The sequence below is a fragment of the uncultured Thioclava sp. genome (genome assembly GCF_913064665.1).
Lineage (GTDB): Bacteria > Pseudomonadota > Alphaproteobacteria > Rhodobacterales > Rhodobacteraceae > Thioclava > Thioclava arctica.
Genome location: NZ_CAJYBT010000013.1, coordinates 25,326 through 49,881 on the forward strand (window position 1 = coordinate 25,326; position 24,556 = coordinate 49,881).

The window sequence follows — 24,556 nt, forward strand, 5'->3', positions numbered from 1 at the left end:
GCCTGCTCTCAGGGCCCCTCGCCTCCCACGGGTTACACTCAGGCGGTTTTCTGCACCTGCGTGAATTCCAATTCGACCGGCGTGGGCCGACCAAAGATCGACACCGTCACCTTCAGACGGCTTGCCGCCTCGTCCACTTCCTCGACCATGCCCGAGAAACCCTCGAACGGGCCGTCGGTCACGCTCACGTTCTCGCCGATCTCGAAGAAGATCAGGTTGCGCGGAGCAGCGGCCTCACCGGTCTCATCGACACGGCTGAGGATACGGTTCACCTCGGCATCGCCCATCGGCATCGGGCGGCCTTGCGGCCCCAGAAACCCGGTGACCCGGTTGAGCGAGTTCACAAGGTGATAGCCCTTGTCGGTCATCTCCATGCGCACCAGCACATAGCCCGGCATGAAGCGCCGCTCAGAGGTGACTTTCTTGCCGCGACGGACTTCGATTACTTCTTCCGTGGGCACCAAGACTTCTTCGATCTGGTCCTCAAGACCCTGATCGATAACAGCCTGACGGATCCCCTCGGCCACTTTCTTCTCGAAATTCGAGAGAACGCTCACCGAATACCAACGCTTCGCCATGCCGACCTTAGCCCCTTCATACCGACGCAAGAGCGCCGTAAAATTCAAATCTTGCAGCGGGTTAGCCCGCACGCTCCGAACAAAAAACAGCGCGCACCACGCGAATCGATGCACGCCGCCTCTGGGAAAGTTCCGCTCCCATACCGCCGTGCGCCAATGATTTCAAGACCGTTAAAGACGCGTTCGCGCGATCTCGCCCTGTTTGACGCAATCGCAGGCGGGCGCGATCAACTTCCGATAATCTGGCTAACACCCAGACGGATCACCCAATCCACCAGCGAAAAGAACAGTGCCGTCAGCGCCGCCATCGCCAGCACCATGCCGGTCGTCAGCAGCACTTCGCGGCGCGAGGGCCAAGTGACCTTGCCCGCTTCCGAGCGCACCTGCTGGAGAAACTGAAGAGGGTTCGCCATGATCGTTATCCCTGTAAAGCGCGCCCATTTGCGGCGCCTGCCTGTCTGTCTTGGCGCAACCATCAGCGCGCAACTGCTGCCAGATACGCGCTGAGGGGCGGGATTTCAACCCATTTGCGCCCCCTGCCCCGAAACGCAGCGCTGACGTGGCGCTGACGGGGCCCTGCTACCCCTGCAAGACGGCTTTGCGCCGAAACCCGCGACGGGATCGGGGGATCGAACCGTTAATCCTTACATGCGCCGCGCATTGGCGCATGGACCTATGACGCAACAGGAGCCCGCTATGCCCAGCCTTCTCAATCGCTACGCCACGCCGCTGATCACCGGGCTGTTTCTGGTCTCGCTGATCTCGGGGATAGCGCTGTTCTTTCACTGGGGCAGCAACTGGTTTCACAGCATGCATGTTTGGCTGTCGATGGTGCTGATCGTGCCTTTCGTGCTGCATATCTGGCGCAATTGGCGGCCGATGACCTGCTATCTCAAACGCGCGCCGATGGCGATTGCAATGGCGGTTTCGCTGGTGGCCGCTCTGGCCTTTGTCGTGCCCCAGATCGGCGCGTCCTCAAGTCGCGGCGCGCGCGGTGGCCCGCCGCAATTTGCCTTGGCGCAAAAGCTGCTCGATGCCCCGCTAGAGGCCGCAGCCCCGATCCTGGGCCTCAGCGCACAAGCCCTCGGCACCAAGCTGACCCAAGCCGGCTACACCGTGCGCGACACCAGCACGCGCCTCAGCGACATCGCCACGACTTCGGGCAAATCAAGCGCTGCCCTCGCCAACCTGCTGAGCGCGCCGTAATTTCGCCCGCCCCCTGCGCCCCCTGCCCAAAGGTCTTTTGCGCAATCACCCAGCGCAGAAACGTCTCGCGCTGCGCCTCGGTCAGCCGTTTCGGCCCCTGCTGGCTTTCGCTCCACGCCAGAACCCCACAGACCGCCGCAATGATCAGCCGGACCCAAAACGGCCCGGAAAAGACGTTGATGATGTAACCGCCCTCCGACGGCATCGATGTGCCAAAGTGGGTCTGCAACGATCCACAAAGGAGAGCGGTCACATCAACACTGCCGTGCCAAACCCGTGATGCAGAGAGGGTTTCTCGATCACGGGTTTGGAAATCGACTTGGGAGCGGGTGAGACTTGCTGTGCTGCATGAGAACTAGATCGTTTGTCGCTCAGGTTTTAACGCTTTCCCCTCTGATGGGAGTGAACCTGCACTCACGCAAGCAAAGACAATCTCCATCAGTTCCGCTTTCAGCTCTCCTCCTCGAATAGATGCGCCTGCTCAGGGGCGAAGATCAGATCGACGCGCTGACCGCGCTCGAACTCTTTGTCTTCGCCAAACGCGGCGATCACGTTCTTGCCGTCCTGCATCACCAAATCGACGACCGTCTCGCTCCCAAGCCGTTCGGTCAGGGTGACCTGACCGTGTAAGACACCCTGATCGGGCGCGCAGGCCGAGATATGTTGCGGGCGCAGGCCCAGCACCGCGCGGGCACCGGGAACAAAGCGCCGTCCACGCGTGGGCACCACGATCGGGTCCATCGAAGGACGCGCAACCTTGGCGGTCTCGTTGTCTGCCGCGACAATCTCTACGTCGAGGAAATTCATCGACGGCGCACCAAGGAAGCCCGCCACGAAACGATTAACCGGGTTTTGATACAGTTCCATCGGTGCGCCCGCCTGCATCACCTGCCCATCGCGCAACACGATGATCTTATCGGCCAGTGTCATCGCCTCGACCTGATCATGGGTAACATAGATCATCGTCGTGCCAAGTTGCTTGTGCAGTTTGCCAATCTCCATGCGCATGTCCATTCGCAGCGCCGCATCGAGGTTCGAGAGCGGCTCATCGAACAAGAACACCCCCGGATTGCGCGTGATGGCCCGCCCGATGGCGACCCGTTGGCGCTGACCGCCCGAGAGTTGGCTTGGGCGACGGTCCAGCAGATGCTCCATCTGCAATATCTCGGCAGCGCGCTGGACTTTCGCGGCCTTCTCCGCCTTCGACGCATGAGCAATTGTCAGCCCGAAGGCCATATTCTCGCGCACGCTCATATGCGGAAATATTGCATAGTTTTGGAACACCATGGCGACGCCGCGGTCGCGCGGCTGCGCCTCGTTCACCCGCTGCCCACCGATTTCGAGCGTTCCATCGGTGATGTCCTCGAGCCCCGCGACCATCCGCAAAAGCGTCGATTTTCCGCAGCCCGATGGCCCGACAAAGACGCAGAACTCGCCGTCCGCAATGTCGATATCGACGCCGCGGATCACCTCATGTCCGCCATAAGATTTGCGCAATCCGCGCAGCTTGATCTCGGCCATCTCACGCCCCTCCCTGGTCAGGATGCGGCCCAAGTTGCAGATAGCCAGCAGCATCGACATGGACCGGCTCAGGATCGCGGATCTGCCCCACAAACGCATCGCGCCCGTTATCGTCAAAGCCAATGATCACCAGCCCCTCCTCGGTCTGCAAAATGCGCGCGGCATAGCGCCGGCACGGGTTTGCGCCATCCAGAAATCCGGGCGCAATGCGCCAGGGCCCGCGCGGATGCTCGGCGATCAGATAGTGGTTTCCGGTCACTGGCGTCATGCCGGTCTCTGCGATGCGCGCTTCGCTCCAATGCTCGGCCGCGGTGCAAAACAGGCAATACCACCGCCCGTTCACCGTGAAGACCTGCGGCACTTCAAGCTGGCCATAGCCGCCCGTGAACACCGGGGGCTGCAACTCCCAGTGCATCAGATCGCGGGAGGTTGCCAAGCCGATCGCCCCTGCGGCATTGCCCTCGGCGATCCCCGAGGCGCGGCCGGTGAAATACATCAGCCAGCCCTCACCCGCTGGATCACGCATAACCCACGGATCCCGCATTGCCCGGTCATGCCAGTGACCGCGCTGGTGCTCGGCCTCGTAGAAGGTCGCATTCGGGCCAGTCATATCCAGACAAAGCCCGTCGCCGACCCGGGTCCAATTGTGCAAGTCGTGCGACGTGGCATGACCGATACGCTGATACAGCGCCTGCTCAGAGCGCCGGCCACCCGTATAGAACAGGTGCCACAGCCCCTGCTCATCGCGCAGCACCGAGCCCGTCCATGTCACCATGTCGTCCCACGCGGGTTCCGGCGCAGGGGCCAGCGAGGTACCCAAGTGATGCCAGTTTTTCAGATCATCCGAGACGGCATGCCCTTGGCTGACATTGAAGTGACGCAGCTCCGGATTGCCCAGCGACTTGTCGGCTTTGAGAAACCACGCATGCCAGCGCGCGCCATCATGGGCATACCAGCTGTCCCAGACCCATTGGTTTTCGAGTGAGAGAACCATATCGACTTATCCTTTCACGCCCGTCGTGGCGATAGAGGCGATGAACGCCCGTTGTAGCGCCAGGTAAAAGGCGAGGACCGGCACCGTGATCAGTGTCAGGTAAGCCATGATCTCGCCCCAGGCTGGGCTGAGTTGGAAGAAATATTGCAGGCCGACCATCACGGGCCGATATTGCTCTTGCTGGACCACGATCAGCGGCCAGAGGTACTGGTTGTACATCACAAGGAATTTCAAGATCGCCGCGGTGGCGATTACCGGGCCCGAAAGCGGCAGGACCACACGCAGATAGATCTGCAGCCAACTGGCCCCCTCCACCCGCGCCGCCTCGATCAGCTCCTCCGGCAGGCCCTTGAAATACTGCACGAAGAGGAAAATCGTCAGCCCGTCCGCGATCCACGGAATGATCTGCACGCGGTAGCTGTCGAGCCAGCCCCATTCCAGCCCGGACAGGCCCAGCCACGGCAGTTTCGACACTTCCAGCAGCAGCGGAATCGCGATGGTCTCAAAGGGCACAATCAGCGTGGCCAGAACGATCGACAGCATCACGTCGCGCCCCCGCCATTGCAGAAAAACAAAGGAGAACCCAGCCAGCGAACAGACGAGCAGCGACAGCAGAACCGTCGTACTCGTGACGAAAATCGAGTTGACCACGAACAGCCCTACCGGCGCGCGCTCAAACGCGCCCATGTAGTTATGCAGGCTCAGATCGCCCACTGGCAGGAAGGCCCGCAAGCTTGAGGTATCAGACAGCAGCTGATCGCTGGGCTTGAAGCTCGACATGACCATGAACATCAGCGGGAAGATGAAGATCGCCGCGATCAGGATCAGCACAAGGTAGCGCACGGCAAGCCGCAGGCGGTGGTTATCGGCACGAATGGCAGCCATCTCAGCGCTCCCTCGTCAGCCAGCGTTGCAACAGCGAAATCGATAATACGATCACGAACAAGATGACCGAAATTGTCGAGCCCCCGGCGATATCTTGCAGCCCGTAGCCGCGCTGCACGGCCTGAAAGACCAACGTCTGCGTGGAATCGAGCGGTCCGCCCTTGGTCATCACGTCGATCTGGCTGAACAGCGCAAAGGACTGCATGGTGATCACAATCAGCACCAGCACCGCCGTATGGCGCAATCCCGGCCAGGTCACGTAGCGAAAGGTCTGCCAACTCGACGATCCCTCGATCGCGGCGGCCTCGTAAAGCGTGGGCGAGATCGTTTGCAACCCGGACAGCCAGATCACCATGTGAAACCCGACGGCCTGCCAGATCGACATCACCATGATCGATCCCAGTGCAGTATGAGGGTTGCCCAGCCAGTCGACCGGGTGAAAATGCCCAAAACTCAGCCCAGCAAGCATGTTGTTAAGCAGCCCGTCATGCCCGTCATAGATGAAGCGCCACAACAGCGAGACCACGACAATCGAGACCACCACGGGCATGAAATAAATCGTTCGGAACAGTGTGATCCCGCGCAATTTCTGGTTGATCAACAAGGCCAGCCCCAAGGCGAGTCCCGCCTGCACTGGTGCTACGATCAGAACGAAGAGGCAGGTGTTCACCAGCGCCTTCCAGAACACCACGTCCCGCGCGATCACTAGATGCGCTTGCGTGCCCGTCTCCCAGCGGAACCATTCCTGCATGCCGCGATATTGCGGGGTGTCGGCGTTGCGCGTGATCGTGCGCAATGGGGGAAATTCGGGATGGCCGCTCGGATCTGTCGCGACCTTGCCGTTTGGGTCTTGCTTGGCGTCAAGCGTCACAAACGCCAGCCCCAGCATTTGCTGATAGTTCTCCAGCCCGACATAGCGCGTCGGATTCGGCGAAATCAGCCGCTGATTGGTGAGCGAAAAGCCAAAGGCCAGAATGAACGGCGTGATGATGAAGGCAAAGATCAGAACGATCCCCGGCAAGGCAAAGGCCCAGCCCTCACGGTTGGCGGATGTCAGCGAGGAGCGCATGACTCAAACTCCAGATCTTGGGGAAGACGGGAAGGGCACGGGTGGCCCGTGTCCTTCCGCAGGCGCAGGGCTTAGTTTTTCTTGTAGCCATCGTTGCGCTTGATATCGGCGTCGATCTGATCGACCGAAGCATCCAGCGTGTCAGTCACCCCAGCGCCATCGGCGATATCAGCCGCGGCCTTCTGAAACACCTTCGACTCCACGACATAGCCTGGCGTTACCGGACGTTTCTTGGCCTGCGCCTTGGACAGGTTGAAGAACACCGATAGCGCGCCGCCATCCTTGTAATTATCGGTCATCTGGGCGGCAGAGGCAGTGGCCGGTATCAGGCCAATCGCGTTCGAGAATTCCGCCAGATACTTGTCCTGAGTCGCGAATTTGATGAAATCAGCCGCGCCGTCGGGATGCTGCGAGCTCGCCGAAATTCCGAATTGCCACGAGGCCGCGCCAATGGTCGGGCCCTGCCCGAAATCGGGCGCGGGCAGAAACTCGACATCATCGACCTTGGCCATCGTCTTGACCGCGTTCCAGTTGCCATTCCACGAAAAGGCATATTTCCCGTCGATGAAGCCGTTTTCATGATCGGCCGGATCCTGACTGGTGCCCGGCGCAAGTTTGTCTTTGAACAGCGACTGCCACCAGTTGCCCCAAGCGATCGCAGCATCGCCATTCAAAGCGCCCTCGGCCGTGTCGTAGGTCTTGCGATCGACAAGTCCGCCACCGAAGCTTTGAAGAAACGGCAAAAACGCATAGGTATACCACTCCGACTTATCCGACATGCCAAGATCGATGGCGTAATCGAACTTGGCACTGGATTTCGCAGCCTGCAGGGCGTGGTCAAATTCATCTTTGGTCCAAGGCTTGTCCAGCGTCGGAGTGCGCAGACCAAGCTCCTTCAGCGTCGACTTGCGGGCGTAAAGCACCACTGCCGCATCCCACAGACCGATCGAATAGAGCTTGCCATCATAGATGCCCTTGGTGCCGGGCAGGAAGTTTTTGAAATGATCCTCAGGGATCGGCAGCGGCTGCAAATAGCCCGACCAAGCCCAGTTTGGCATGATCGGCCCGTCCATATCGAGGATGTCAGGCAGCTTGCCGGCCAGTGCCGCGGCGGTCACCGAGTCATTGTAGCTGTTTTGCGGAAAGCTCTCGAGCGCAACCTTCCAGTCTGACTGGCTCGCGTTGAAATCATCGATGATCTGATTGATGATCTTGCTTTCCACCTTGTTGCCCGCGCCGTGATACCAAATCGAAAGCGTGGTCGTCGCAAAGGCAGCATTGTACAGCCCGGTGGCGGCGATCACCGCCCCGGCTGTCACGTTGAAGAGTTTCATGTCATCCTCCCTTGGATGTCTGGCGATCGGGTTCGAGATCAATCACGGAAGAGCGCCAGAATACGCCCCCCGGCACCCGCACGGGATCGTGCGGAGGGGGCGCCTCCTCCGAGATCAGGGACAACAAAAGCTCGGCCGAACGACGCCCCATCTCCGCATAGGGCAGCTCGACCGTGCTGAGCGACGGGTACAAGGTTTCGGCAATGGTGCGGTAATTGTCGAAACCGGCGACCGAGATTTCTTCGGGGACACGGATGCCTCGCGTGCGCAACAGCCCGTAGAGTCGCATCGCCATCTCATCGTTGCCACAGCAGATCACGCTTGGCCGATTGGGCAGCGCAAGCATTCGGTCCAACGCCGCGCCCAGCCATTCATGCGAGGGCCCGTCGGTCATTTTGTACCCAGTCGCGACAAGCTCGGGATCAAACTCGACCCCCGCGGCCTGCAGCGCATCGCGATACCCCGCGACGCGCAAGGGCGTGGCCAGCATGTCCTGATCCAATGTCAAATAACCGATCCGGCGATGCCCATGCGCAATCAGGCGCTCGACCAGCGATTTTTGGCAACTTTGGTCGTCAGGCACGACGGCGGGCGTCCCTGACGCATCATAGCAATTGGCCAGAACCAGCGGACAGCCTTGCGGCACCGGATCAAACGCGACCTGCTTGTGATAATCCGCGACATAGATCAGCCCCTCGACCCGATACTGCTGAAACGTCCGGATCAGAGAGGGAACTTTTTCGAAGCTGCCGCCAGTATCTGCGATCATCAAGGTCAGATCCTGCTGCGCGATGATTTGCTGGATCCCCTGGACGATAAACAGGTCCGGCAGGCCCTTGGGATCTGACAACTCCGCGGTGCGCGCGATCGCGCCAGTGATCACACCAATCAACCCCGAACGGTTCGAACGCATCATCCGCGCCGCGCTGGAGGGCACATATTCGAGACTGCGGATCGCCGCCTCAACCTTTGCACGCGTCTTCTCGCCCACGGGCGCATCACCGTTGACCACTCGCGAGACCGTCTTTGGCGAAACGCCCGCCACTTTCGCAACATCGTATATTGTGGCCAAAGTCTTCCCCCTTGCCGCGTTCTATCTGCACATTCGATCGCGCATGATCAAAAAGACATCGATGTCATACGACTCAATGACATCGATGTCAATCGTCGTATGACTGCGCAAAGTCAAGCAACGCAGCTACAGCGCAAGGTACCTAGCTGAGACTGGGTGACGGGCATATTCGGCACTCGTTGGACCTGTCACGGGTCGATGCCGCCCCTTTGATAGCATTTACTGCAACAAAGGAGACGAGCGATGGGACATGGGAGAACGGACGAATTCCCCCAAAATGCGGTGCGGATCGCGTTGACCAGTGGGCAGACGCGTCCGCAGGGGACTGACGATCTGGGTGTCGGCATGTCGACGCTAAGCCGATCCTCCAGAAAGATCAGCCATTCCCGCTTCCAAGTTAGGCGCATGAACGATAAGCGGCCCGTTTCTAAGATCGGGCAGCTTGAGAGCTAAGGCGAGTCGCTACGGTCGTTGGCCTCTTGACCTGCGACGCACTACCCGCACATTCGTGCTCCCCGTGCCGCTTTCCCGGATGCTCGCAGCATACACCTTGATCCGAGAAACAAAGCCGAACATCGGCACCGAGATCCGGTTACCAACATCATCGCGTCGATGAACAGCGTGATCCGCCAGGTCTGCCGCAACGTGAAGCAGTGGCGGAACGCGAAGACGGACCTTGCGCTGAATCGCCGTCGGCATATTTGAGGCCGCCAAGGGCTTTCGCCGCCTCAAGGCCCACAATCAGCCACCCATCCACAAGGCGCGCTTGAGAGGGGCCGCCAAAAGGACGCCAGGACCTCCGTTTCCCGGATTCACAGCGGCCGCCTAACCGTCAACCACGCAGCCCCACCCACGCGTTGTTCAACATCGCGCGGGACATTTTCGCCCCACCTCAAGACCGCTTCCTTTGACAGAGCGAGAACTGATGCAAAACCGGGGCCGTCCACAAATGACACTGCCAGCGAGACGACAGCGCTCAGCCGGCGACCATTTCCCTAACCTTCCAGCGGTCGCCGCGCGCCGCGTCCAGCCAGGCTTCGCGATGCAGGCGCTCCATTGCGCCCGCGTGGCGCAAAAGCAAGGTCTTCTCAGAATCCAAGAGCGCGGCCGGGCCGTCGCTCAGCGCCTTGTCGAGGGCGCGCGACTGGGCGTCGGTGGGCGCCCGCAGGCGTTGAAGCCCGATATGAATCGCGTTGATCTGCGGATCGACGACGACGCGGGTGAAGACGTCCACCCCTTCGAGGCGCGGGTCAGAGAACGGCCGCAGGTCAAGAAGGGGCGTGCCCAACGTCTCTTCAGGGATCGCGAAGATCGAGCGTCCACGCAGCCAGCGCCCAACCCTCAGGCTCGAGGTCAGCACCGCCATGGGAACCGAAAAGGTCATCCCACCGAGCACTGGGCTGAACCACAGGAGGATCGAGGCCCCACGCGGATCGAGACCGATCGTCGCGAGCGCCCCCATCATATTCGAGGAGGAGACCAGCCAGTAGAGCCCCAGCCAGACGGTGAGGCCGATAAAGGAGGTCGTTCCGAAGGCGTGCCAGGCATCGGCCCAGCTCAGCCCGCGGTCGTCGCGTGTCTGAACGCCCCATTTCACACTTGACCCGGCCAGCGCGCGGATGACGAAGAGCGAATGGAACAGCATCTTGACCGGGGCAATCAGGATCGAGGCGACGCTTTCGACGATGACGCCGCAAAGTAGCTTGTCAACGCCGCCGTAATGCTTCGCCTCGCCCCGTCTGGCAAGCACGGCGACGGACAGGAACTTGGGCAGGAACAGGAAGGTCAGTGTCAGCGCCCCGATCCAGACCGGGATTCGCGGCAAGGAGATCACGAACTCGACCATCGAGAGGCCCGTATTCGCGCGGTTGATGCCGATGAAGAGGGCGATGTTCATCAGGATGAACAGCGCCCAGATCGGCGCCGCCAGAAACCCCATCGCGCCGTTGAGGAACAGGAAGCGGTGGACCGATTTCAGATTGTCCATCAGGAGGATGCCGAGATGCTGGGTATTGCCCTGGGCCCAGCGGCGGTCTCGGCCGAGCTCGTCGATCAGCGTCGGTGGGATTTCTTCGTAGGAGCCTTGGATCTCGGGCATGAACCAGACTTCCCAGCCGCCGCGCGCCATCAGAGCCGCCTCCACGAAATCGTGGCTGAGCAGATGCCCGCCGAAGGGCTGGCGGCCGGGCAGGATGGGCAAGCCGCAGGCGTCGATGAAGGCCCCAATGCGGATGATAGCGTTGTGACCGATATAGTGGCCGTCGCCCATCTGGATGTATTGCAGCCCGGCCGAGAAGAGCGGGCCGTAGACCCGGCCGGCGAATTGCTGGAGCCGTCCGAACATGGTGTCGCGTAGCACGGCGATGGGCTGGGTCTGGATCAGGCCGAGCTTCGGGTTGCCTTCCATGATGCGCAGCATCTCCGAGATGCTGGCGCCATCCATGATCGAATCCGCATCGAAGATGACCATGTAGTCGTAATCGGCGCCGTGCCTGCGCAGCCAGTCCGAGGTGTTGCCACTTTTCGAATGCTGATTCATGCCTCGGGGGCGGTAAAAGAGCCGCGCGGTCAGGTCCTGTTCCTGCGCGAAGAGAAAGGGTAGCAATTGCTCCCGCGCCCAGGCATCCGCGTTGCGGCTGTCGCTGAGGACGTAGAAATCGAACAGGTCGAAATCCGGGGTCTTCCGCAATGTCCGGATCAGCACCTCCAGCCCGGCGAGAACCCGGGGCATATCCTCGTGATAGACCGGGAACAGCACCGCGACGCGGGTGCCAGGAGCGGGCGCGCGCCTGTTGCGGCGCGGGTGCCATCGGTCGTCGCCGTGCGTGCGCAGCAGCCGGACCGCGCCGACGATGGCAGTCCAGAAGCCAATGGCGATCCAGACATAGAGCGTCATGTAGCAGGTGAAGAAGGCAAGCGAGACGGCAACCGGAAGCGTGCTGTCGATCAGGGCGCTGGCGATCGTCCAGCCGACGAGGCAGATGGACCCGCCCGAGAGTAGACCGAGCAGGCGGCGTCGGCGGCGGGCTTCCGCCTCCCAGGCGGGCGGCTCGTTAGTCATCCTCGATCATCCGCCGGATCTTGCGCTTCAGCGCCGCGCCGATCGAACGTTCCATCGGGCGCGCCACCACCACGCTGCGCCGGACCTGTGCCGCGCTCACCTCGTTCAGCCGACCATGGCTCATCCCGGTTGCGATCTTGATGCGCTCCGACGTGGCCTGCCAGCTTCTGGTTTCGGAGGGAAACAACGCCGCCGCGATTGATCTGTCGACGTCGAGCATTTTCGCATAGCGCTGATGCAGCTCTTCCACCATTGCGCTGGCTTGCTGCAGATCGGGGGCATTCTTGCTCATCTCAGGAAACTCCAGACGAGGAGGGAGGCGAGAAGGGTTCCCAGAATGATCCAGACTTCGCCGGTGTAATCGGGCTGATCCGGCAGACTTGGCGGACTCAGAACCTCAATGAAGTAATCCGACTTCGCGGCATTCACGCGGGCGGCCTGTTCGGCCTCGCGCGCTGACAGAAGCAGTTTCTCGGTGATCTGGCCCGCCGACTTGATCGAGGAGATCTTCAGGTCGCTGCTCGAAATGGAGTTGCCCGACCCGCTCAGCTCGGCATTCAGATTCTTGATCTTCTTTCGCATGTAGTTCAGCTGGAATTGCAACTCGGGGATCTGCACGCTGTCCGGGGTCTTTTCCTGCAGATACTGAAGCTGTGCTTCTTTCTTGAGCACTTCCTTCTGCACCGCTTCGATCAGGTCCTGAACCTGCTGGGCGTCCGCCTTGGGGCTGAAAACCGCGCCCTTCGAACGCGCCGCCAGCATCTCGGACTCGAGTGTGGCGAGCTTGGCCTTCACCACCTCGACATTACTGTGCGCGACCGTCGCAACCTGATCGACACGCTGCTTGTTGAGCGAGTTGATGACCTCAAGACTCTGGCTCAGCACCGTCTTGCCGATCTTCCGGGCGTCGGCAGGCGAATAAGCGGCTACCTTCAGCGTGCTGACGCTGCTTTTCTGGTTGATCGTGTCCGAGATCCGGCCGCGCATGTAGCGTTGCAGGCCAATGTCAGTGGTGACGGGATGAAGCAGGCCGCCAAAGCGTTGGGCGAAATCGCCGCGCGGTGCCGCGTAGGCCTTTCGCAAGTCCAACGACGAGTTCAGGCTCTCGATCGAGGCGGGGGAACGGATGTAGCTCTTGACCAGATCCGCGCCGCCAAGCGAATAATCCGCCTGGGACAGGATGCTGCTGAGGCTCGGGGCCTGACGTGCGCCGGACTGGTCCACGACGAAGCTCGCCTCGGAGACATAGACCGGAGCGGCGAAAAGGCCGAAATAGCCCAGAACAAGGCTATTCGGCAGCATGAAGACAAGCCAAAAGAGCCTGCTGCGAAAGAGTGTTTTTAGCATGGATGAGGATTGCCCTGTAGGATGGATTGCGCTTGAACTTTAACGATTTCTTGTAGTGCTCTGATGCCTCACCCGTAGCCGCACTAACCTTGTGCGACATCCAAGCTCGAACAACCTTAGGATGTGCCTTGGCCCGTTTCCAGCGAGAGTTGTTCAGTCTTTCGTGAGGTGCATTTTTGTGGGGGTGGGGGGCTGGTTTCAGCGCAAATTGCGGATTGTTCAGTATGCTAAGAATATCGGGCACGTCGCCAAGGCGTGCCGCAATTTTTGGGATTTGCAGGACGCGTTTTTACCGATGGCGCAAAGCCTATTCCGAGCGCGGTGAAGCAGGGCTGATCAACGCACCCCCGATCCCCAAACGTCACGCCAATAGGACGCCAGTGGGGCCAAATTCCCCCAACCAAACGCCCAACTGTCTCGGATATACGACTTGGCCAATGAAAAATCGTCAATTTTCATTGGCAGGGGCAGAGGGACTCGAACCCACGACCCTCGGTTTTGGAGACCGATGCTCTACCAACTGAGCTATACCCCTATGCCGTGCGGCGGTTGCTAAGCCAGCGCGCAGGCGAAATCAAGAGCGATTTGCGCAAATCGCGCGAAGCTTTCGCCGCACGCCCTGCGCAGGCCCGTTTTTGTCCAAAGCTGCGGGGGTGTGCCGCCCTCAGAACGCCGCAAACCACGGCGACTCGCCTAGCGCACGGCGCGGCGCAGCACCCAGCGCACCAATCCCATCACGCCAAGCTGAGCAATCACCAGCACCACGCAGCCCACCACCAAAAGACCAAAGGCGACAGGCGATTGCAGCCCCGGCATGCCGCCCAGATTGACCCCGAACAGCCCGGTCAAAAAGCCCAGCGGCAGAAAGATCGACGTCACCACCGACATCACGAACGTGTTCCGGTTGACCCGGTCTGACAGCTGGCTCGACAGCTCCTCGCGCAGCACCTGCGCCTGATCGCGCAGCTCATCCATATCCTCGGCAATCCGCGTCATCTTGAACGCCTCTTCCTCGATCTCGCGCCGTGTAACCGCGTCGATGATCGGGGATTGCGCCTGTGACACCTTGATCAGCACGTCACGTTGCGGCCCCAGATAGCGGCGCGCCGCGATCACCTTGAGGCGCAAATCCAGCACATCATGGCGCACATGATCCCCCTGCCCGCCAAAGACCCGATCCTCCAACTCTTCGGCATGCGCGTCCAGATCGCTTTGAAACACGTTGATATTGCCCACGATATCTTCGGTCATACGCACCAGAAACGCGCCCGCATCCAGCGGCCCGGTGCCCTCGCGCAAGGCCTCATTCATCCGCTCGACAGCGCGTACCCGCTTGCGGGAAATCGTCAGGATTCGCTGCGTGTCCAGATACATCCGCAGCGAGACCATATCTTCGGGGTCTTCGCCCTCGTTGAAGTTGATCGCGCGCAAGATCACCAGCACCCCATCGCCCACAAGGCTCATCCGCGGGCGCGTGTTGACGTCCACCAGCGCCTCGACCGCCTGCGGATCAAGGTAATCCAGCTCTTCGCGAATCCAGTGCTGCGCGTCGGGATGGGTGCCATCCAGATGCGCCCAGGCCAGCCGCTCATCGCGCAGGGCCGCAACGATATCGACAGGCCCGTCGGGATCGGGCGCGCCAGAAAGAAAATGGGAATACAGGATCGGGCTGTTGGTCATCGGGCGCAGGCTAACCTTATGATTTCGCAAATCCTAGCGCAGAAGCCCGCCAGTGCAAGCGCGCTTAGGGGCGAAACTGCGCTAGGGCTGCGACATCGCCCGCCTCAAGGGCGGGCAGCGCGGCGCGGATCGAGGCCACCGGCCAGTCCCACCACGCCAGCTCCAACAGCCGGGTCACCTGATCGGGCGCAAAGCGCATCCGCACCAGCCGCGCCGGGTTGCCCGCGACAATCGCGTAAGGCGGCACATCGCGGCTCACCACCGCGCCCGCCGCCACGATCGCCCCCGCCCCGATCGTGACCCCCGCCATCACGCGCGCCTCAAAGCCAAGCCAGACATCGGGGCCAATCACCGTATCCCCAATCGCGGCATTTTCATCGCGATATTTCTGCGCCGTGGGCATATCGAATATCCGAAACGGATAGGTGGTGATCCCGCCCATCGGATGATTGGCCGATGCGGTAATGAACACCACTCCGTGGGCGATCTGCGCGAAGGGACCGATCACCAGCCGCTCGGGCGCACCGGGATACAGATAGGGCGCCAGCACCGCCGCCGGATCGGGCTCGGGCGCATGCGGGCTGTAATAGGCATAGGGCCCGACCGCGATATTGGGATGGTCGATCACCGCCTGCAGGAACACGGTCGGTGCGTGCGGCGTGCCATCGGGCAGGATCACAGGATTGCGGGTCTCGGGTGCAGGAAAGCGCTGGGGCAGCGGATAGTCAGACATGAACAGCCTCTTTCGGATCGGGTTACGGGAACGGGATCAGAAAAGGGTCTTGGCCATCGCAGCCTCCATCGGTGTGCGCTCAGGTTAGCGGATTTCAAGGCGCTGCGCCAGTTGGGGACGGGGAATGACTGCTTCGCGCCCGCATCTACTGGAAAATAAGCTCTTGATCGGAAGTGGATTTGAGGTTGGAAAAACGTCTCGTGATCCAAAACAGTGGAGCCCTCTATGACAATCGCAAAGTTGCGCATCGCGCGTCCGACTGATGACATCGAGGCGCTGAAACCCTTTTACATCGATGGCCTTTGTTTAAAGGTTCTTGCCGAATTTTCGGACCATAGCGGCTTTGACGGCCTGATGGTCGGCGATCCCGAGCTGCCCTATCATTTTGAATTTACAAAAAACTTCGGGCACCTAGCAGGTCGAGCGCCGACCAAAGACAACCTGATAGTCTTCTACCTGCCCGACACGCGCGAATGGAAGCAAGCGGTTCAGCGGATGCAAGACGTTGGGTTCGCGCCTGTCACGTCGTTCAACCCCTATTGGGATATTCTAGGACGCACTTTTGAAGACCCCGATGGGTATCGTGTCGTCTTGCAAAATGCGTCTTGGGGTTAAGTCCCCCATGCCCCGAACGGCAGCGAGGTTCCACACCCCCCAACGCAAAAGGGCCGCCCAACCGGGCGGCCCTTTCGTTAGCAAGTGATCGCGATCAAGCGAGGATTTTCGACACCACGCCGGCGCCGACGGTGCGGCCGCCTTCGCGGATGGCGAAGCGCAGACCGTCTTCCATGGCGATCGGTGCGATCAGTTCGACTTCGAACTTCAGGTTGTCGCCCGGCATGACCATTTCCGTGCCCTCGGGCAGGTTAACGGTGCCGGTGACGTCCGTGGTGCGGAAGTAGAACTGCGGACGGTAGTTCGCAAAGAACGGCGTGTGACGGCCACCCTCTTCTTTGGTGAGGATATAGGCCTCAGCTTCGAACTTGGTGTGCGGCTTCACCGAACCCGGCTTACACAGAACCTGACCACGCTCAACGCCCTCACGGTCGATGCCGCGCAGCAGTGCGCCGATGTTGTCGCCAGCTTCACCACGATCCAGCAGTTTGCGGAACATTTCCACGCCCGTGCAGGTCGTTTTCTTGGTGTCGTTGATACCAACGATTTCCAGTTCGTCGCCAACGTTGACAACGCCACGCTCGATACGGCCGGTCACAACCGTGCCGCGACCCGAGATCGAGAACACATCCTCGATCGGCATCAAGAAGGGCTGGTCCACGGCGCGCTCGGGCGTCGGGATCCAAGCGTCGACAGCTTCCATCAGCGCCTTGATCGAGTTCTCGCCGATTTCCGGATCACGACCTTCGAGGGCGGCCAAAGCCGAACCACGCACGATCGGGATATCGTCGCCGGGGTAATCATACGAGCTCAGCAGCTCGCGGATTTCCATTTCGACCAGCTCGAGCAGCTCTTCGTCATCAACCTGATCGACCTTGTTCATGTAAACAACCATCGTCGGGATGCCGACCTGACGACCGAGCAGGATGTGCTCGCGCGTTTGGGGCATCGGGCCGTCAGCAGCGTTCACCACGAGGATCGCGCCGTCCATCTGCGCCGCACCGGTGATCATGTTTTTCACATAGTCAGCGTGGCCGGGGCAGTCGACGTGGGCGTAGTGACGGGCTTCGGTCTCATACTCAACGTGAGCGGTCGAGATCGTGATGCCACGTGCCTTTTCTTCGGGCGCGCCGTCGATCTGGTCATAGGCCTTGAAGTCACCAAAATACTTGGTGATCGCCGCCGTCAGCGTCGTCTTGCCGTGGTCAACGTGGCCAATCGTGCCGATGTTGACGTGCGGTTTGTTACGTTGGAACTTTTCCTTTGCCATCTCGCGGGGCGCCTCTGCTTTAGGGGGCCGCTAGCGCGGGCCCGAGTCAATATCGCGCGCTACCTATTGCGCTGGCGGGAAAAAATCAAGCCCGGATCGTCGAAATCCACCATCTGGCCCCGTGGAAAGTTTGCGCAATCGCGCGCGCACGCCTACCTTCGCAAGATGGATCACGTCACACCCACTGCCCCGCTGCGGCTTCCCGCGCGCGCCCCACTTGGGCGCAAACCGCTGGGCATTGTCGCCAGCCTGCGCGCCGCACGGCGCAACCTGCTGGAAATCATACCAGAATTGGCCACATATGCGCCGATCATTTCGGGCAATACCGGGGCGCGTTGGCATATGGTGATGGACCCGGACGCCGCGCGCCATATCCTCAAGGACCGCGTCGAGGACTATCCCAAATCGGTCGTGACGAAGCTGATCCTTGGCCCGGCGGTCGGTAAGGGGCTGTTTGTCGCCGAAGGCGCGGAATGGCGCTGGCAGCGCCGCGCCGCCGCGCCGGTTTTCGCGCTGCGCAACATGCAAGCGCTGGCCCCGGTCATGCAGGCCGCAGCCCAAGCGAGCGTTGCTCGCATCGGCCAACATGCCGGGACCGGGCGCGCGGTCGATCTGCATCAGGAAATGGTCACTGCGACCTTCGAAGTGATCTCTGAGGTCACTTTCTCGGGCGATGAGGGGTTTGACCGTGCCGCGATCCATCGCGCGATCGACGCCTATATTGCGCGCACCGCCAAGGTCTCGCTGCTCGATTTTTTCGCCCTGCCCGGCTGGGTGCCGCGTCCGCATCGCATCGCCTCGGCCCATATCGTGCGCGAGCTAAAGCGCCATGCCGATGCCGCCATCGCCGCACGCGACAGCGGCCGCGCGAAACCACTGCCCGACCTGCTGGACCTGCTCAAAGGCGCAAGCGATCCTGAAACCGGGCGCGCGCTTAATGCCGCTGAGCTGCGAGACAATCTGCTGACCTTCATCGTGGCGGGGCATGAAACGACCGCGCTGACGCTGGCTTGGGCGCTTTATCTCTGCGCTTTCGATCCTGCCATCCAGACCGCCGCGCGCGAGCAGGCGCAAGCGGTGTTGGGGGGGCGAGTGGCAAGCGTCGAGGACTTGGACAAAATGCCCCTGATCCAACAGATCGTGCAGGAAAGCCTGCGCCTTTACCCCCCCGCCGGGTTCCTCTCGCGCACCGCACAAAAGCCCGACCGCCTGCTGGGCCGCGAGGTGCGGCGCGGCGATACAGTGATGCTGCCGATCTATGCGCTACATCGCCACCACGCGCTGTGGGACGAACCGGATGCGTTTCGCCCCGCACGCTTTGCCACCCCGACCCATGACCGCTACGCCTTTTTGCCCTTTGGCGCGGGGCCGCGCATTTGCATCGGCGCGGGGTTCGCGCTGCAAGAGGCCGGGATCATTCTGGCCACGCTGCTGTCGCGCTTTGCGTTCACCGCCGTGCCGGGAAAAGATCCGGTCCCCGAGATGATTATCACAACGCGGCCCAAGGGCGGCATCTGGCTCACTGTCCAAGCGATGTGAGTAGATTGCGAAGTTTTTCCCATATCCCTGCGCGTCACGGCGGGTAAAGTTCCCCCGTAAAACTTTACAGGGGGAACAAAATGTCTCTGGTCGGAACACTCGCGAAAGTGGCAATCGGCATTGCCGTCGCCAAAGGCGTCTCAAGCATGGGGCGCAGCGCCTCCGCCGGCACGTCCAGCGCCCGCACCTCGGGCGGAGGCGGGCTTGCGGATATGATGGGCTCGCTGCTGGGCGGATCAAGCGCCTCGGGCAGCGCCGGGCCCGCAGGCGGCTTGGGCGGCTTGCTCGAAAGCCTCAGCGGTGCCGGATCACGCACCATCGCCACCCGGTCCTCGCCACGCGGCCAGACCAGCGGCGGCTTGGGCGATCTGCTGGGCCAGTTGACGGGGGGCAGCGGTGGCGCGTCCTCTGGCGGCTTGGGCGATTTGCTGGGCTCGCTGACAGCCGGGGGCGCTGCGGGCGGTCTTGGCGGGATGCTGGGTGGCATGTTGGGCGGCGGCTCGGCGCAAGCGGCCCCCACGCAAAGCTTTGGCGATCAGCTTAACTCGGCCTTCGCCAATGGCGGCGAACCCGCAACCCCGCCCAGCGCGGCGCAGAATGCGGCAGCGGCGCTGATGCTCAAGGCGATGATCCAAGCGGCGAAATCCGATGGCAAGATCGACGCCGACGAAGAGACAAAACTGATGGGCCAGCTTGGCGATATCAGCCCCGAAGAGCGCGCCTTCGTGCAGCACGAACTTGCCGCGCCGGTGGATGCCCAAGGTCTGGCGCGCCAAATTCCCGACGGGCTTGAGGCGCAGGCCTATACGATGTCGGTCACCGCGATTGACCTCGATAATCAAACCGAGGCGCAATATCTGGACAGCTTCGCAAGGGCGCTTGGGCTGGATCATCAATCGGTCAATCACGTCCACGCCCAGCTTGGCGTGCCCCCGCTTTACACCTGAGCGCGGGGAAGCCGCCTAGTTAAACCGGTTGTCGCGCGGGAAACCGCGCGGCGCCATCCGCCCCGCCGAGGCGCGCTTACCCGCCCACTCGCTCAAGTCCAGTTCGGTGCGGGTACGTCCAGCCGGATCTTTCCAGCTCAGACCATCGGCCAGCGTGAAGGTGGTGGCATCTGACAACCCGCCATCCTTATACTTTTGCAGCCGCACGCCCTTGCCGCGCGCCATTTCGGGCAATTCATCCAGCGCAAACACCAGCAACTTACGGTTTTGACCAACACAGGCGACATGATCGCCGCTCGTCTTGGCGCACACCATCGTCTTGGCCGTGCCGCGCATATTCAGCACCTGCTTGCCCGAACGCGTCTGCGCGATCAGCTCTTCACCGGGGCAGATGAACCCATCGCCATCGCTTGAGGCGAGCAGGTATTTCTCGCCCGGCTTGGGCAGCAACAGATGCGTCACCTCGGCCTCATTGGGCAGATCGACGATCAGGCGCACCGGCTCGCCCATGCCCCGCCCGCCGGGCAGATTGGCACCCAGCACCGTATAGGCCCGCCCGTTCGCGCCCATCAGCACGATACGATCCGTGGTCTCGGCATGCATGGCGAACATCGGACCGTCGCCATCCTTGAACTTGACCTCGGCATCCAGCGCATTGTGCCCCTTCATCGCGCGTACCCAGCCCATCTTGGACAGGATCACGGTGATTGGCTCGCGCTCGATCATCGCCTCGATCGGCACCTCTTCGACTTCGCCCGCCTCGGCAAAGCCGGTGCGGCGCGCGCCACCGGGCGCGGATTTGCCGAATTTCTTGGCGACATCCTTCAACTCGCTGCTGATCTGCTTCCATTGCAGCTTGTCCGAGGCCAGCAACTCCACAAGCCCGGCGCGCTCAAGCGTCAACGCTTCATGCTCGCGTTTCAGCTCCATCTCTTCAAGCTTGCGCAAGCTGCGCAGCCGCATATTCAGAATCGCCTCGGCCTGCACATCCGACAGCTCAAACTCGGCCATCAACAGGGCTTTGGGCTCATCCTCATAGCGAATGATCTCGATCACCCGATCAAGGTTGAGGAAGGCAATGATATAGCCCTCAAGCACCTCAAGACGCGCATCGATCTTGTCCATCCGGTGCTGGCTGCGCCGGATCAACACTTCGCGGCGATGATCAAGGAAGGCACGCAACACCTCTTTGAGCGAGCAAACCTTGGGCACCCGCCCGTCGATCAGCACGTTCATGTTCATGCTAAAGCGCAGTTCCAGATCCGAGCTTTTGAACAACATCCCCATCAGCATTTCTGGCTCAATGGTGCGGGTTTTCGGCTCCAGCACGATGCGGATATCATCAGCACTTTCGTCGCGCACATCGGCCAAAGCGGGCACTTTGCGGGTCTGGATGACCTCGGCCAACCGCTCGATCAGCTTGGATTTCTGCACCTGATAGGGAATCTCGGTGACCACGATCTGCCATTGACCACGGCCCAGATCCTCTTTTTCCCAACGCGCGCGCAACCGAAACGCCCCGCGCCCGGTGCGATAGGCCTCAAGGATATTCTCCTTCGGCTCGACCAGCACGCCACCAGTGGGAAAATCGGGTCCGGGAATCAGATCGACCAAATCATCATCGGGGATCGCGGGATTCGCAATCATCGCCAGACAGGCCTGCACCAGCTCATCCAGATTATGCGGCGGAATGTTCGTCGCCATGCCCACCGCGATACCGCTGGCACCATTGGCCAACAGATTCGGGAAAGCAGCGGGCAGCACGATCGGCTCTTCCAGCGTGCCATCATAATTGGGGCGGAAATCGACCGAATTCTCGGCCAGACCATCCAGCAACGCCTCGGACGGGGCGGCCAGTCGCGCCTCGGTATACCGGCTCGCAGCGGGGTTATCGCCGTCGATATTGCCAAAGTTGCCCTGCCCGTTCACCAGCGGGTAGCGCATCGCGAAATCCTGCGCCAAACGCGCCATCGCGTCATAGATCGCAGCATCGCCATGCGGGTGATAGTTACCCATCACATCGCCCGAAATCTTGGCCGATTTGCGAAAGCCCCCGGTGGGCGACAGCTTCAGCTCGCGCATCGCAAACAGGATGCGGCGATGCACCGGCTTGAGCCCATCGCGCGCATCGGGCAACGCCCGGTGCATGATGGTGGACAGCGCATAGGTCAGATAGCGCTCGCCAATCGCTCGGCTCAGCGGCTCGGAAACCATGGATAGGGGATTTTCGTCATCATTGCTCATGATCTAGGGTGTAAAGCCGCGCCGCGTCCCGGTCCAGCGGGAAAACGAAGCAGTACATCCCGGCGCCCTATTTTTTGGCCAACTGCGGAATTCCCCAACGAAGCCCTATAGCAAAATGTGATAAACTAAATGTGATCCGATTCTGCCACGGGTCTGGGGGGTATTATGGGAAAACTGCTGTTGGTCACGCTTGCGGGGCTGTTTGTGACCCTGTCTGTGCTGGGACGAGAGATGCCCGATGATGGCGCGAAAGCGCAGATCGGGGGCGACTCTGAGCCGCAGGTGACGCGTACCGCCAGCACGCCTGATCCGCTTTACGCACCTGACAAGATTGCGACACAAGCGCCACCCCAAGTGGTGCCCGTCGCTGCCGTTGTCACACCTGTCATCGCAAAGTCGCGCATGCCCGGCCCTTCGCTCAAACCCTCACCCGAATATCGCACGACCGAGCCCCCCGAAGTCGCGGGCGGCTCCCTCTGGGTCGTCTCGGCAAAATCGCTCAATGTGCGCTCGGGACCCTCGACCTCCAACAGCGCGCTAGACCGCATCCAGCGCGGCGAACAGGTGCTCGTCATCGCGCAAAGATCGGGCTGGGCGCAGATCAAGATCGAAGGCGACGGCATTGAGGGCTGGGTCGCCGCGCGCTTCCTGACGCCCGCAAACTGACGCGCAACGCCGCCAAAACCTTGCCTTTTCATCTAGCTCGAAATACTCCCGCCGGAGGCTGAGCCGCCAAGGGCACCCTTTCGGGTGTCTGCGGCGGCGAACAGATAGGGCGGGACAGATGGCCAAGACAATCCTGATTACCGGTTGCTCCTCGGGCATCGGTTACGACGCAGCCCATGGGCTCAAGGCGGCGGGCTGGAAAGTGCTGGCCACGTGCCGCAAGGAAGAAGATTGCGAACGCCTGCGCGCAGAGGGGCTGATCTCGTTCCAACTCGACGTGGCCGATCCGGCCTCAATCGAGGCGGGCTTCAACGAGGCTCTCGCGCGCGGCCGCGGTCGTCTGGATGCGCTTTACAACAATGCCGCCTTCGCCTGCCCCGGCGCGGCCGAAGACATCCCCACCGGCGCGCTGCGCGAAATATTTGAGACCAACCTGTTTGGCCTGCACGACCTGACCGCGCGCGCCATCAAGGTGATGCGCGCCCAAGGCGACAACGGCGAGGGGCGGATCATTCAATGCTCGTCCGTGCTCGGGATGGTCGGCTATCGCTGGCGCGGCGCCTATGTGGCCACGAAATTCGCGCTTGAGGGCCTGACCGACGTGCTGCGTCTTGAGATGCGTGACACCGGTATCAAGATCGTCCTGATTGAACCCGGCCCGATCACCTCGAAATTCCGCAAGAACGCGATCACGCATTTCGAGAAATGGGTGGATTGGGAAAACTCGGCGCGTCGTCAGCAATATGAAGACGACCTGCTTAACCAGCTTTACAAAAGCCGCGGCCCCGCCAAGTTCGAATTGCCCGCCTCGGCGGTGACGCGCGCGATCCTCAAGGCGCTCGAAGCCCCCAACCCGAAACCGCGCTACGCAATCACCGTCCCGACTCATCTGATGGGGGTGGCGCGGCGCATCCTTCCGGGACGTGCGCTCGACTGGTTGCTCGCGAAAGGGTGAAAAAGCTTTCGCATTTGCCCTTGTCCCAGCTATGTCTTTGGGAACCGGGAGAGGAACTCTATGCGAAACGACCCTTTGTTTTATTTGGTAGCTGCGGCCAGTCTGTCGGTCTTGGTAATTTTGATGATCGGGATTGCGGGGTTCGGGCGTGGGGGTGATTTCAACCGCAAGCACGCCAACAAGCTGATGCGCTTGCGCATTGCGGCGCAGGCCGTGGCGATCGCGCTGATCCTGCTCTTTGTCTATCTTCGGAAAGGTGGCTGAATGGTCGTTCTCAATCGCATCTATACCCGCACCGGCGATGCCGGGGAAACCGCGCTGTCCAATGGCGCGCGGGTGGCGAAACATTCCCCCCGCGTCGCCGCCTATGGCAATGTCGATGAACTCAACGCCACTGTCGGGCTGGCGCGGTTGCATGCCAACGCCGAGGTGCAGGCCGCGCTGTCACTGATCCAGAACGACCTGTTCGATCTGGGCGCCGATCTCGCGCGCCCTGAAATGGAGCGCGACGGTGAGGCGGGCTATCCGGTCTTGCGGATGATCGAAACGCAGGTGACCAGGCTCGAGACCGAGATCGACGCGATGAACGTGAAACTCGAACCGCTGCGCAGCTTTATCCTGCCCGGCGGCACCGCGCTGGCGGCCCATCTTCACCTGTGCCGCACCGTCGCGCGCCGGGCCGAGCGCGGCGCGGTCGAGCTTGCCACCACCGAGGGCGTGAACGAATGGGCGGTGAAATATCTCAACCGCCTGTCAGACTGGTTCTTTGTCGCAGCCCGCATCGCCAATAATGACGGCCAGGATGACGTGCTGTGGGTTCCCGGCGCGAACCGGTGATGA

Annotated in this window: 23 protein-coding genes, 1 tRNA gene and 3 pseudogenes; 11 read left to right on the forward strand and 16 right to left on the reverse strand. The window is 61.3% G+C overall.

Features of this window, described 5'->3' with window-relative positions:
- Nucleotides 1–38 precede the first annotated feature (38 nt).
- Both nusG and secE read right to left on the reverse strand, forming a co-directional pair.
- Nucleotides 39–578 carry a transcription termination/antitermination protein NusG gene (gene nusG / locus QZ571_RS07465; protein ID WP_038131524.1) on the reverse strand — a complete coding sequence of 180 codons (540 nt, stop codon included), beginning with the start codon at nt 576–578 and terminating at the stop codon, nt 39–41.
- 227 nt (nt 579–805) lie between these two features.
- Nucleotides 806–991: a preprotein translocase subunit SecE gene (secE, locus tag QZ571_RS07470; RefSeq protein ID WP_295533084.1), complete on the reverse strand. Its 186-nt coding sequence runs from the start codon at nt 989–991 to the stop codon at nt 806–808.
- A gap of 283 nt (nt 992–1,274) precedes the next feature.
- Here secE and QZ571_RS07475 point away from each other — a divergent pair, with 283 nt between their 5' ends.
- Nucleotides 1,275–1,784, forward strand: a complete 510-nt coding sequence (locus QZ571_RS07475) for a DUF4405 domain-containing protein (protein WP_295533085.1) — start codon at nt 1,275–1,277, stop codon at nt 1,782–1,784.
- A gap of 450 nt (nt 1,785–2,234) precedes the next feature.
- Here the strand turns inward: QZ571_RS07475 and ugpC are convergent, their stop codons facing one another.
- From ugpC to QZ571_RS07505, 6 genes are all read right to left on the reverse strand, one after another.
- Entirely contained in the window at nt 2,235–3,305 is a 1,071-nt protein-coding gene (gene ugpC, locus QZ571_RS07480; RefSeq protein ID WP_295533086.1) for a sn-glycerol-3-phosphate ABC transporter ATP-binding protein UgpC, read from the reverse strand.
- A 1-nt stretch (nt 3,306) separates the two neighbouring features.
- The gene (locus QZ571_RS07485; protein WP_295533087.1) at nt 3,307–4,299 is read right to left on the reverse strand and encodes a levansucrase; all 993 of its coding nucleotides are present in this window, start codon (nt 4,297–4,299) and stop codon (nt 3,307–3,309) included.
- A gap of 6 nt (nt 4,300–4,305) precedes the next feature.
- Nucleotides 4,306–5,184, reverse strand: a complete 879-nt coding sequence (locus QZ571_RS07490; protein WP_295533088.1) for a carbohydrate ABC transporter permease — start codon at nt 5,182–5,184, stop codon at nt 4,306–4,308.
- A gap of 1 nt (nt 5,185) precedes the next feature.
- Nucleotides 5,186–6,253 carry a carbohydrate ABC transporter permease gene (locus tag QZ571_RS07495; protein WP_295533089.1) on the reverse strand — a complete coding sequence of 356 codons (1,068 nt, stop codon included), beginning with the start codon at nt 6,251–6,253 and terminating at the stop codon, nt 5,186–5,188.
- A gap of 71 nt (nt 6,254–6,324) precedes the next feature.
- On the reverse strand, nt 6,325–7,587 hold the full coding sequence (locus QZ571_RS07500) for a sugar ABC transporter substrate-binding protein (protein ID WP_295533090.1): 1,263 nt from the start codon (nt 7,585–7,587) through the stop codon (nt 6,325–6,327).
- Nucleotide 7,588: 1 nt separating this feature from the next.
- Nucleotides 7,589–8,659 (reverse strand): LacI family DNA-binding transcriptional regulator, encoded by a 1,071-nt coding sequence (locus QZ571_RS07505; RefSeq protein WP_295533091.1) that lies wholly within the window; start codon nt 8,657–8,659, stop codon nt 7,589–7,591.
- Nucleotides 8,660–8,902: 243 nt separating this feature from the next.
- Between QZ571_RS07505 and QZ571_RS07510 the strand changes: the two are divergent.
- Together QZ571_RS07510 and QZ571_RS07515 are read left to right on the forward strand one after the other, a co-directional pair.
- A pseudogene (locus QZ571_RS07510) lies at nt 8,903–9,019 on the forward strand (IS3 family transposase); the annotation flags it as partial.
- 234 nt (nt 9,020–9,253) lie between these two features.
- Nucleotides 9,254–9,488 (forward strand): annotated as a pseudogene (locus QZ571_RS07515) (IS256 family transposase); the annotation flags it as partial.
- A gap of 147 nt (nt 9,489–9,635) precedes the next feature.
- Here QZ571_RS07515 and mdoH read toward each other — a convergent pair.
- Genes mdoH through QZ571_RS07530 form a run of 3 tightly spaced genes read right to left on the reverse strand, consistent with a single transcriptional unit; the run spans nt 9,636 to nt 13,022 of the window.
- Nucleotides 9,636–11,720, reverse strand: coding sequence for a glucans biosynthesis glucosyltransferase MdoH (gene mdoH / locus QZ571_RS07520; protein ID WP_295533092.1), 2,085 nt, complete (start codon nt 11,718–11,720; stop codon nt 9,636–9,638).
- Entirely contained in the window at nt 11,713–12,012 is a 300-nt protein-coding gene (locus QZ571_RS07525) for a hypothetical protein (protein WP_295533093.1), read from the reverse strand. Before QZ571_RS07525 ends, mdoH begins: the two co-directional genes overlap by 8 nt.
- On the reverse strand, nt 12,009–13,022 hold the full coding sequence (locus tag QZ571_RS07530) for a hypothetical protein (protein ID WP_295533094.1): 1,014 nt from the start codon (nt 13,020–13,022) through the stop codon (nt 12,009–12,011). Before QZ571_RS07530 ends, QZ571_RS07525 begins: the two co-directional genes overlap by 4 nt.
- 223 nt (nt 13,023–13,245) lie before the next feature.
- On the opposite strand from QZ571_RS07530, the pseudogene QZ571_RS07535 reads away from it, so the two are divergent.
- Nucleotides 13,246–13,447, forward strand: a pseudogene (locus QZ571_RS07535) (helix-turn-helix domain-containing protein); the annotation flags it as partial.
- A 79-nt stretch (nt 13,448–13,526) separates the two neighbouring features.
- Here the strand turns inward: QZ571_RS07535 and QZ571_RS07540 are convergent.
- The 3 genes from QZ571_RS07540 to QZ571_RS07550 all read right to left on the reverse strand — a co-directional run bounded on the left by QZ571_RS07540 (nt 13,527) and on the right by QZ571_RS07550 (nt 15,480).
- Nucleotides 13,527–13,602, reverse strand: a tRNA-Trp gene (locus QZ571_RS07540).
- A 158-nt stretch (nt 13,603–13,760) separates the two neighbouring features.
- On the reverse strand, nt 13,761–14,747 hold the full coding sequence (locus QZ571_RS07545; RefSeq protein WP_295533095.1) for a zinc transporter ZntB: 987 nt from the start codon (nt 14,745–14,747) through the stop codon (nt 13,761–13,763).
- 64 nt (nt 14,748–14,811) lie between these two features.
- Nucleotides 14,812–15,480, reverse strand: coding sequence for a CatB-related O-acetyltransferase (locus tag QZ571_RS07550; protein ID WP_295533096.1), 669 nt, complete (start codon nt 15,478–15,480; stop codon nt 14,812–14,814).
- Nucleotides 15,481–15,705: 225 nt separating this feature from the next.
- Here QZ571_RS07550 and QZ571_RS07555 point away from each other — a divergent pair, with 225 nt between their 5' ends.
- The gene (locus QZ571_RS07555; RefSeq protein WP_295533097.1) at nt 15,706–16,095 is read left to right on the forward strand and encodes a VOC family protein; all 390 of its coding nucleotides are present in this window, start codon (nt 15,706–15,708) and stop codon (nt 16,093–16,095) included.
- 94 nt (nt 16,096–16,189) lie between these two features.
- On the opposite strand, the gene tuf is transcribed toward QZ571_RS07555, so the two are convergent.
- Nucleotides 16,190–17,365 carry an elongation factor Tu gene (gene tuf, locus QZ571_RS07560; protein ID WP_295533071.1) on the reverse strand — a complete coding sequence of 392 codons (1,176 nt, stop codon included), beginning with the start codon at nt 17,363–17,365 and terminating at the stop codon, nt 16,190–16,192.
- Nucleotides 17,366–17,530: 165 nt separating this feature from the next.
- Between tuf and QZ571_RS07565 the strand changes: the two genes are divergently transcribed.
- Both QZ571_RS07565 and QZ571_RS07570 read left to right on the forward strand, forming a co-directional pair.
- Complete coding sequence (locus QZ571_RS07565) at nt 17,531–18,904, forward strand: cytochrome P450 (protein WP_295533098.1); 1,374 nt, start codon at nt 17,531–17,533, stop codon at nt 18,902–18,904.
- 80 nt (nt 18,905–18,984) lie between these two features.
- A complete protein-coding gene (locus tag QZ571_RS07570) occupies nt 18,985–19,851 on the forward strand; it encodes a tellurite resistance TerB family protein (protein WP_295533099.1) in 867 nt (288 codons plus the stop codon).
- A gap of 15 nt (nt 19,852–19,866) precedes the next feature.
- Here the strand turns inward: QZ571_RS07570 and parC are convergent, their stop codons facing one another.
- On the reverse strand, nt 19,867–22,095 hold the full coding sequence (parC, locus tag QZ571_RS07575; RefSeq protein ID WP_295533100.1) for a DNA topoisomerase IV subunit A: 2,229 nt from the start codon (nt 22,093–22,095) through the stop codon (nt 19,867–19,869).
- A 165-nt stretch (nt 22,096–22,260) separates the two neighbouring features.
- Between parC and QZ571_RS07580 the strand changes: the two genes are divergently transcribed.
- From QZ571_RS07580 to QZ571_RS07595, 4 genes are all read left to right on the forward strand, one after another.
- On the forward strand, nt 22,261–22,761 hold the full coding sequence (locus tag QZ571_RS07580; RefSeq protein ID WP_295533101.1) for an SH3 domain-containing protein: 501 nt from the start codon (nt 22,261–22,263) through the stop codon (nt 22,759–22,761).
- 118 nt (nt 22,762–22,879) lie between these two features.
- Nucleotides 22,880–23,716 carry an SDR family NAD(P)-dependent oxidoreductase gene (locus QZ571_RS07585; protein ID WP_295533102.1) on the forward strand — a complete coding sequence of 279 codons (837 nt, stop codon included), beginning with the start codon at nt 22,880–22,882 and terminating at the stop codon, nt 23,714–23,716.
- 60 nt (nt 23,717–23,776) lie between these two features.
- Nucleotides 23,777–23,980, forward strand: a complete 204-nt coding sequence (locus QZ571_RS07590; protein WP_295533103.1) for a twin transmembrane helix small protein — start codon at nt 23,777–23,779, stop codon at nt 23,978–23,980.
- Entirely contained in the window at nt 23,981–24,553 is a 573-nt protein-coding gene (locus QZ571_RS07595; RefSeq protein ID WP_295533104.1) for a cob(I)yrinic acid a,c-diamide adenosyltransferase, read from the forward strand.
- The last annotated feature ends 3 nt before the right edge of the window (nt 24,554–24,556 follow it).

Coding starts and splice junctions, on each gene's coding strand:
- nusG (WP_038131524.1), bottom strand. CDS start 578: ATGGCGAAGCGTTGGTATTCGGTGAGCGTTCTCTCGAATTTCGAGAAG.
- secE (WP_295533084.1), bottom strand. CDS start 991: ATGGCGAACCCTCTTCAGTTTCTCCAGCAGGTGCGCTCGGAAGCGGGC.
- QZ571_RS07475 (WP_295533085.1), top strand. CDS start 1,275: ATGCCCAGCCTTCTCAATCGCTACGCCACGCCGCTGATCACCGGGCTG.
- ugpC (WP_295533086.1), bottom strand. CDS start 3,305: ATGGCCGAGATCAAGCTGCGCGGATTGCGCAAATCTTATGGCGGACAT.
- QZ571_RS07485 (WP_295533087.1), bottom strand. CDS start 4,299: ATGGTTCTCTCACTCGAAAACCAATGGGTCTGGGACAGCTGGTATGCC.
- QZ571_RS07490 (WP_295533088.1), bottom strand. CDS start 5,184: ATGGCTGCCATTCGTGCCGATAACCACCGCCTGCGGCTTGCCGTGCGC.
- QZ571_RS07495 (WP_295533089.1), bottom strand. CDS start 6,253: ATGCGCTCCTCGCTGACATCCGCCAACCGTGAGGGCTGGGCCTTTGCC.
- QZ571_RS07500 (WP_295533090.1), bottom strand. CDS start 7,587: ATGAAACTCTTCAACGTGACAGCCGGGGCGGTGATCGCCGCCACCGGG.
- mdoH (WP_295533092.1), bottom strand. CDS start 11,720: ATGACTAACGAGCCGCCCGCCTGGGAGGCGGAAGCCCGCCGCCGACGC.
- QZ571_RS07525 (WP_295533093.1), bottom strand. CDS start 12,012: ATGAGCAAGAATGCCCCCGATCTGCAGCAAGCCAGCGCAATGGTGGAA.
- QZ571_RS07530 (WP_295533094.1), bottom strand. CDS start 13,022: ATGCTGCCGAATAGCCTTGTTCTGGGCTATTTCGGCCTTTTCGCCGCT.
- QZ571_RS07545 (WP_295533095.1), bottom strand. CDS start 14,747: ATGACCAACAGCCCGATCCTGTATTCCCATTTTCTTTCTGGCGCGCCC.
- QZ571_RS07550 (WP_295533096.1), bottom strand. CDS start 15,480: ATGTCTGACTATCCGCTGCCCCAGCGCTTTCCTGCACCCGAGACCCGC.
- QZ571_RS07555 (WP_295533097.1), top strand. CDS start 15,706: ATGACAATCGCAAAGTTGCGCATCGCGCGTCCGACTGATGACATCGAG.
- tuf (WP_295533071.1), bottom strand. CDS start 17,365: ATGGCAAAGGAAAAGTTCCAACGTAACAAACCGCACGTCAACATCGGC.
- QZ571_RS07565 (WP_295533098.1), top strand. CDS start 17,531: ATGGATCACGTCACACCCACTGCCCCGCTGCGGCTTCCCGCGCGCGCC.
- QZ571_RS07570 (WP_295533099.1), top strand. CDS start 18,985: ATGTCTCTGGTCGGAACACTCGCGAAAGTGGCAATCGGCATTGCCGTC.
- parC (WP_295533100.1), bottom strand. CDS start 22,095: ATGAGCAATGATGACGAAAATCCCCTATCCATGGTTTCCGAGCCGCTG.
- QZ571_RS07580 (WP_295533101.1), top strand. CDS start 22,261: ATGGGAAAACTGCTGTTGGTCACGCTTGCGGGGCTGTTTGTGACCCTG.
- QZ571_RS07585 (WP_295533102.1), top strand. CDS start 22,880: ATGGCCAAGACAATCCTGATTACCGGTTGCTCCTCGGGCATCGGTTAC.
- QZ571_RS07590 (WP_295533103.1), top strand. CDS start 23,777: ATGCGAAACGACCCTTTGTTTTATTTGGTAGCTGCGGCCAGTCTGTCG.
- QZ571_RS07595 (WP_295533104.1), top strand. CDS start 23,981: ATGGTCGTTCTCAATCGCATCTATACCCGCACCGGCGATGCCGGGGAA.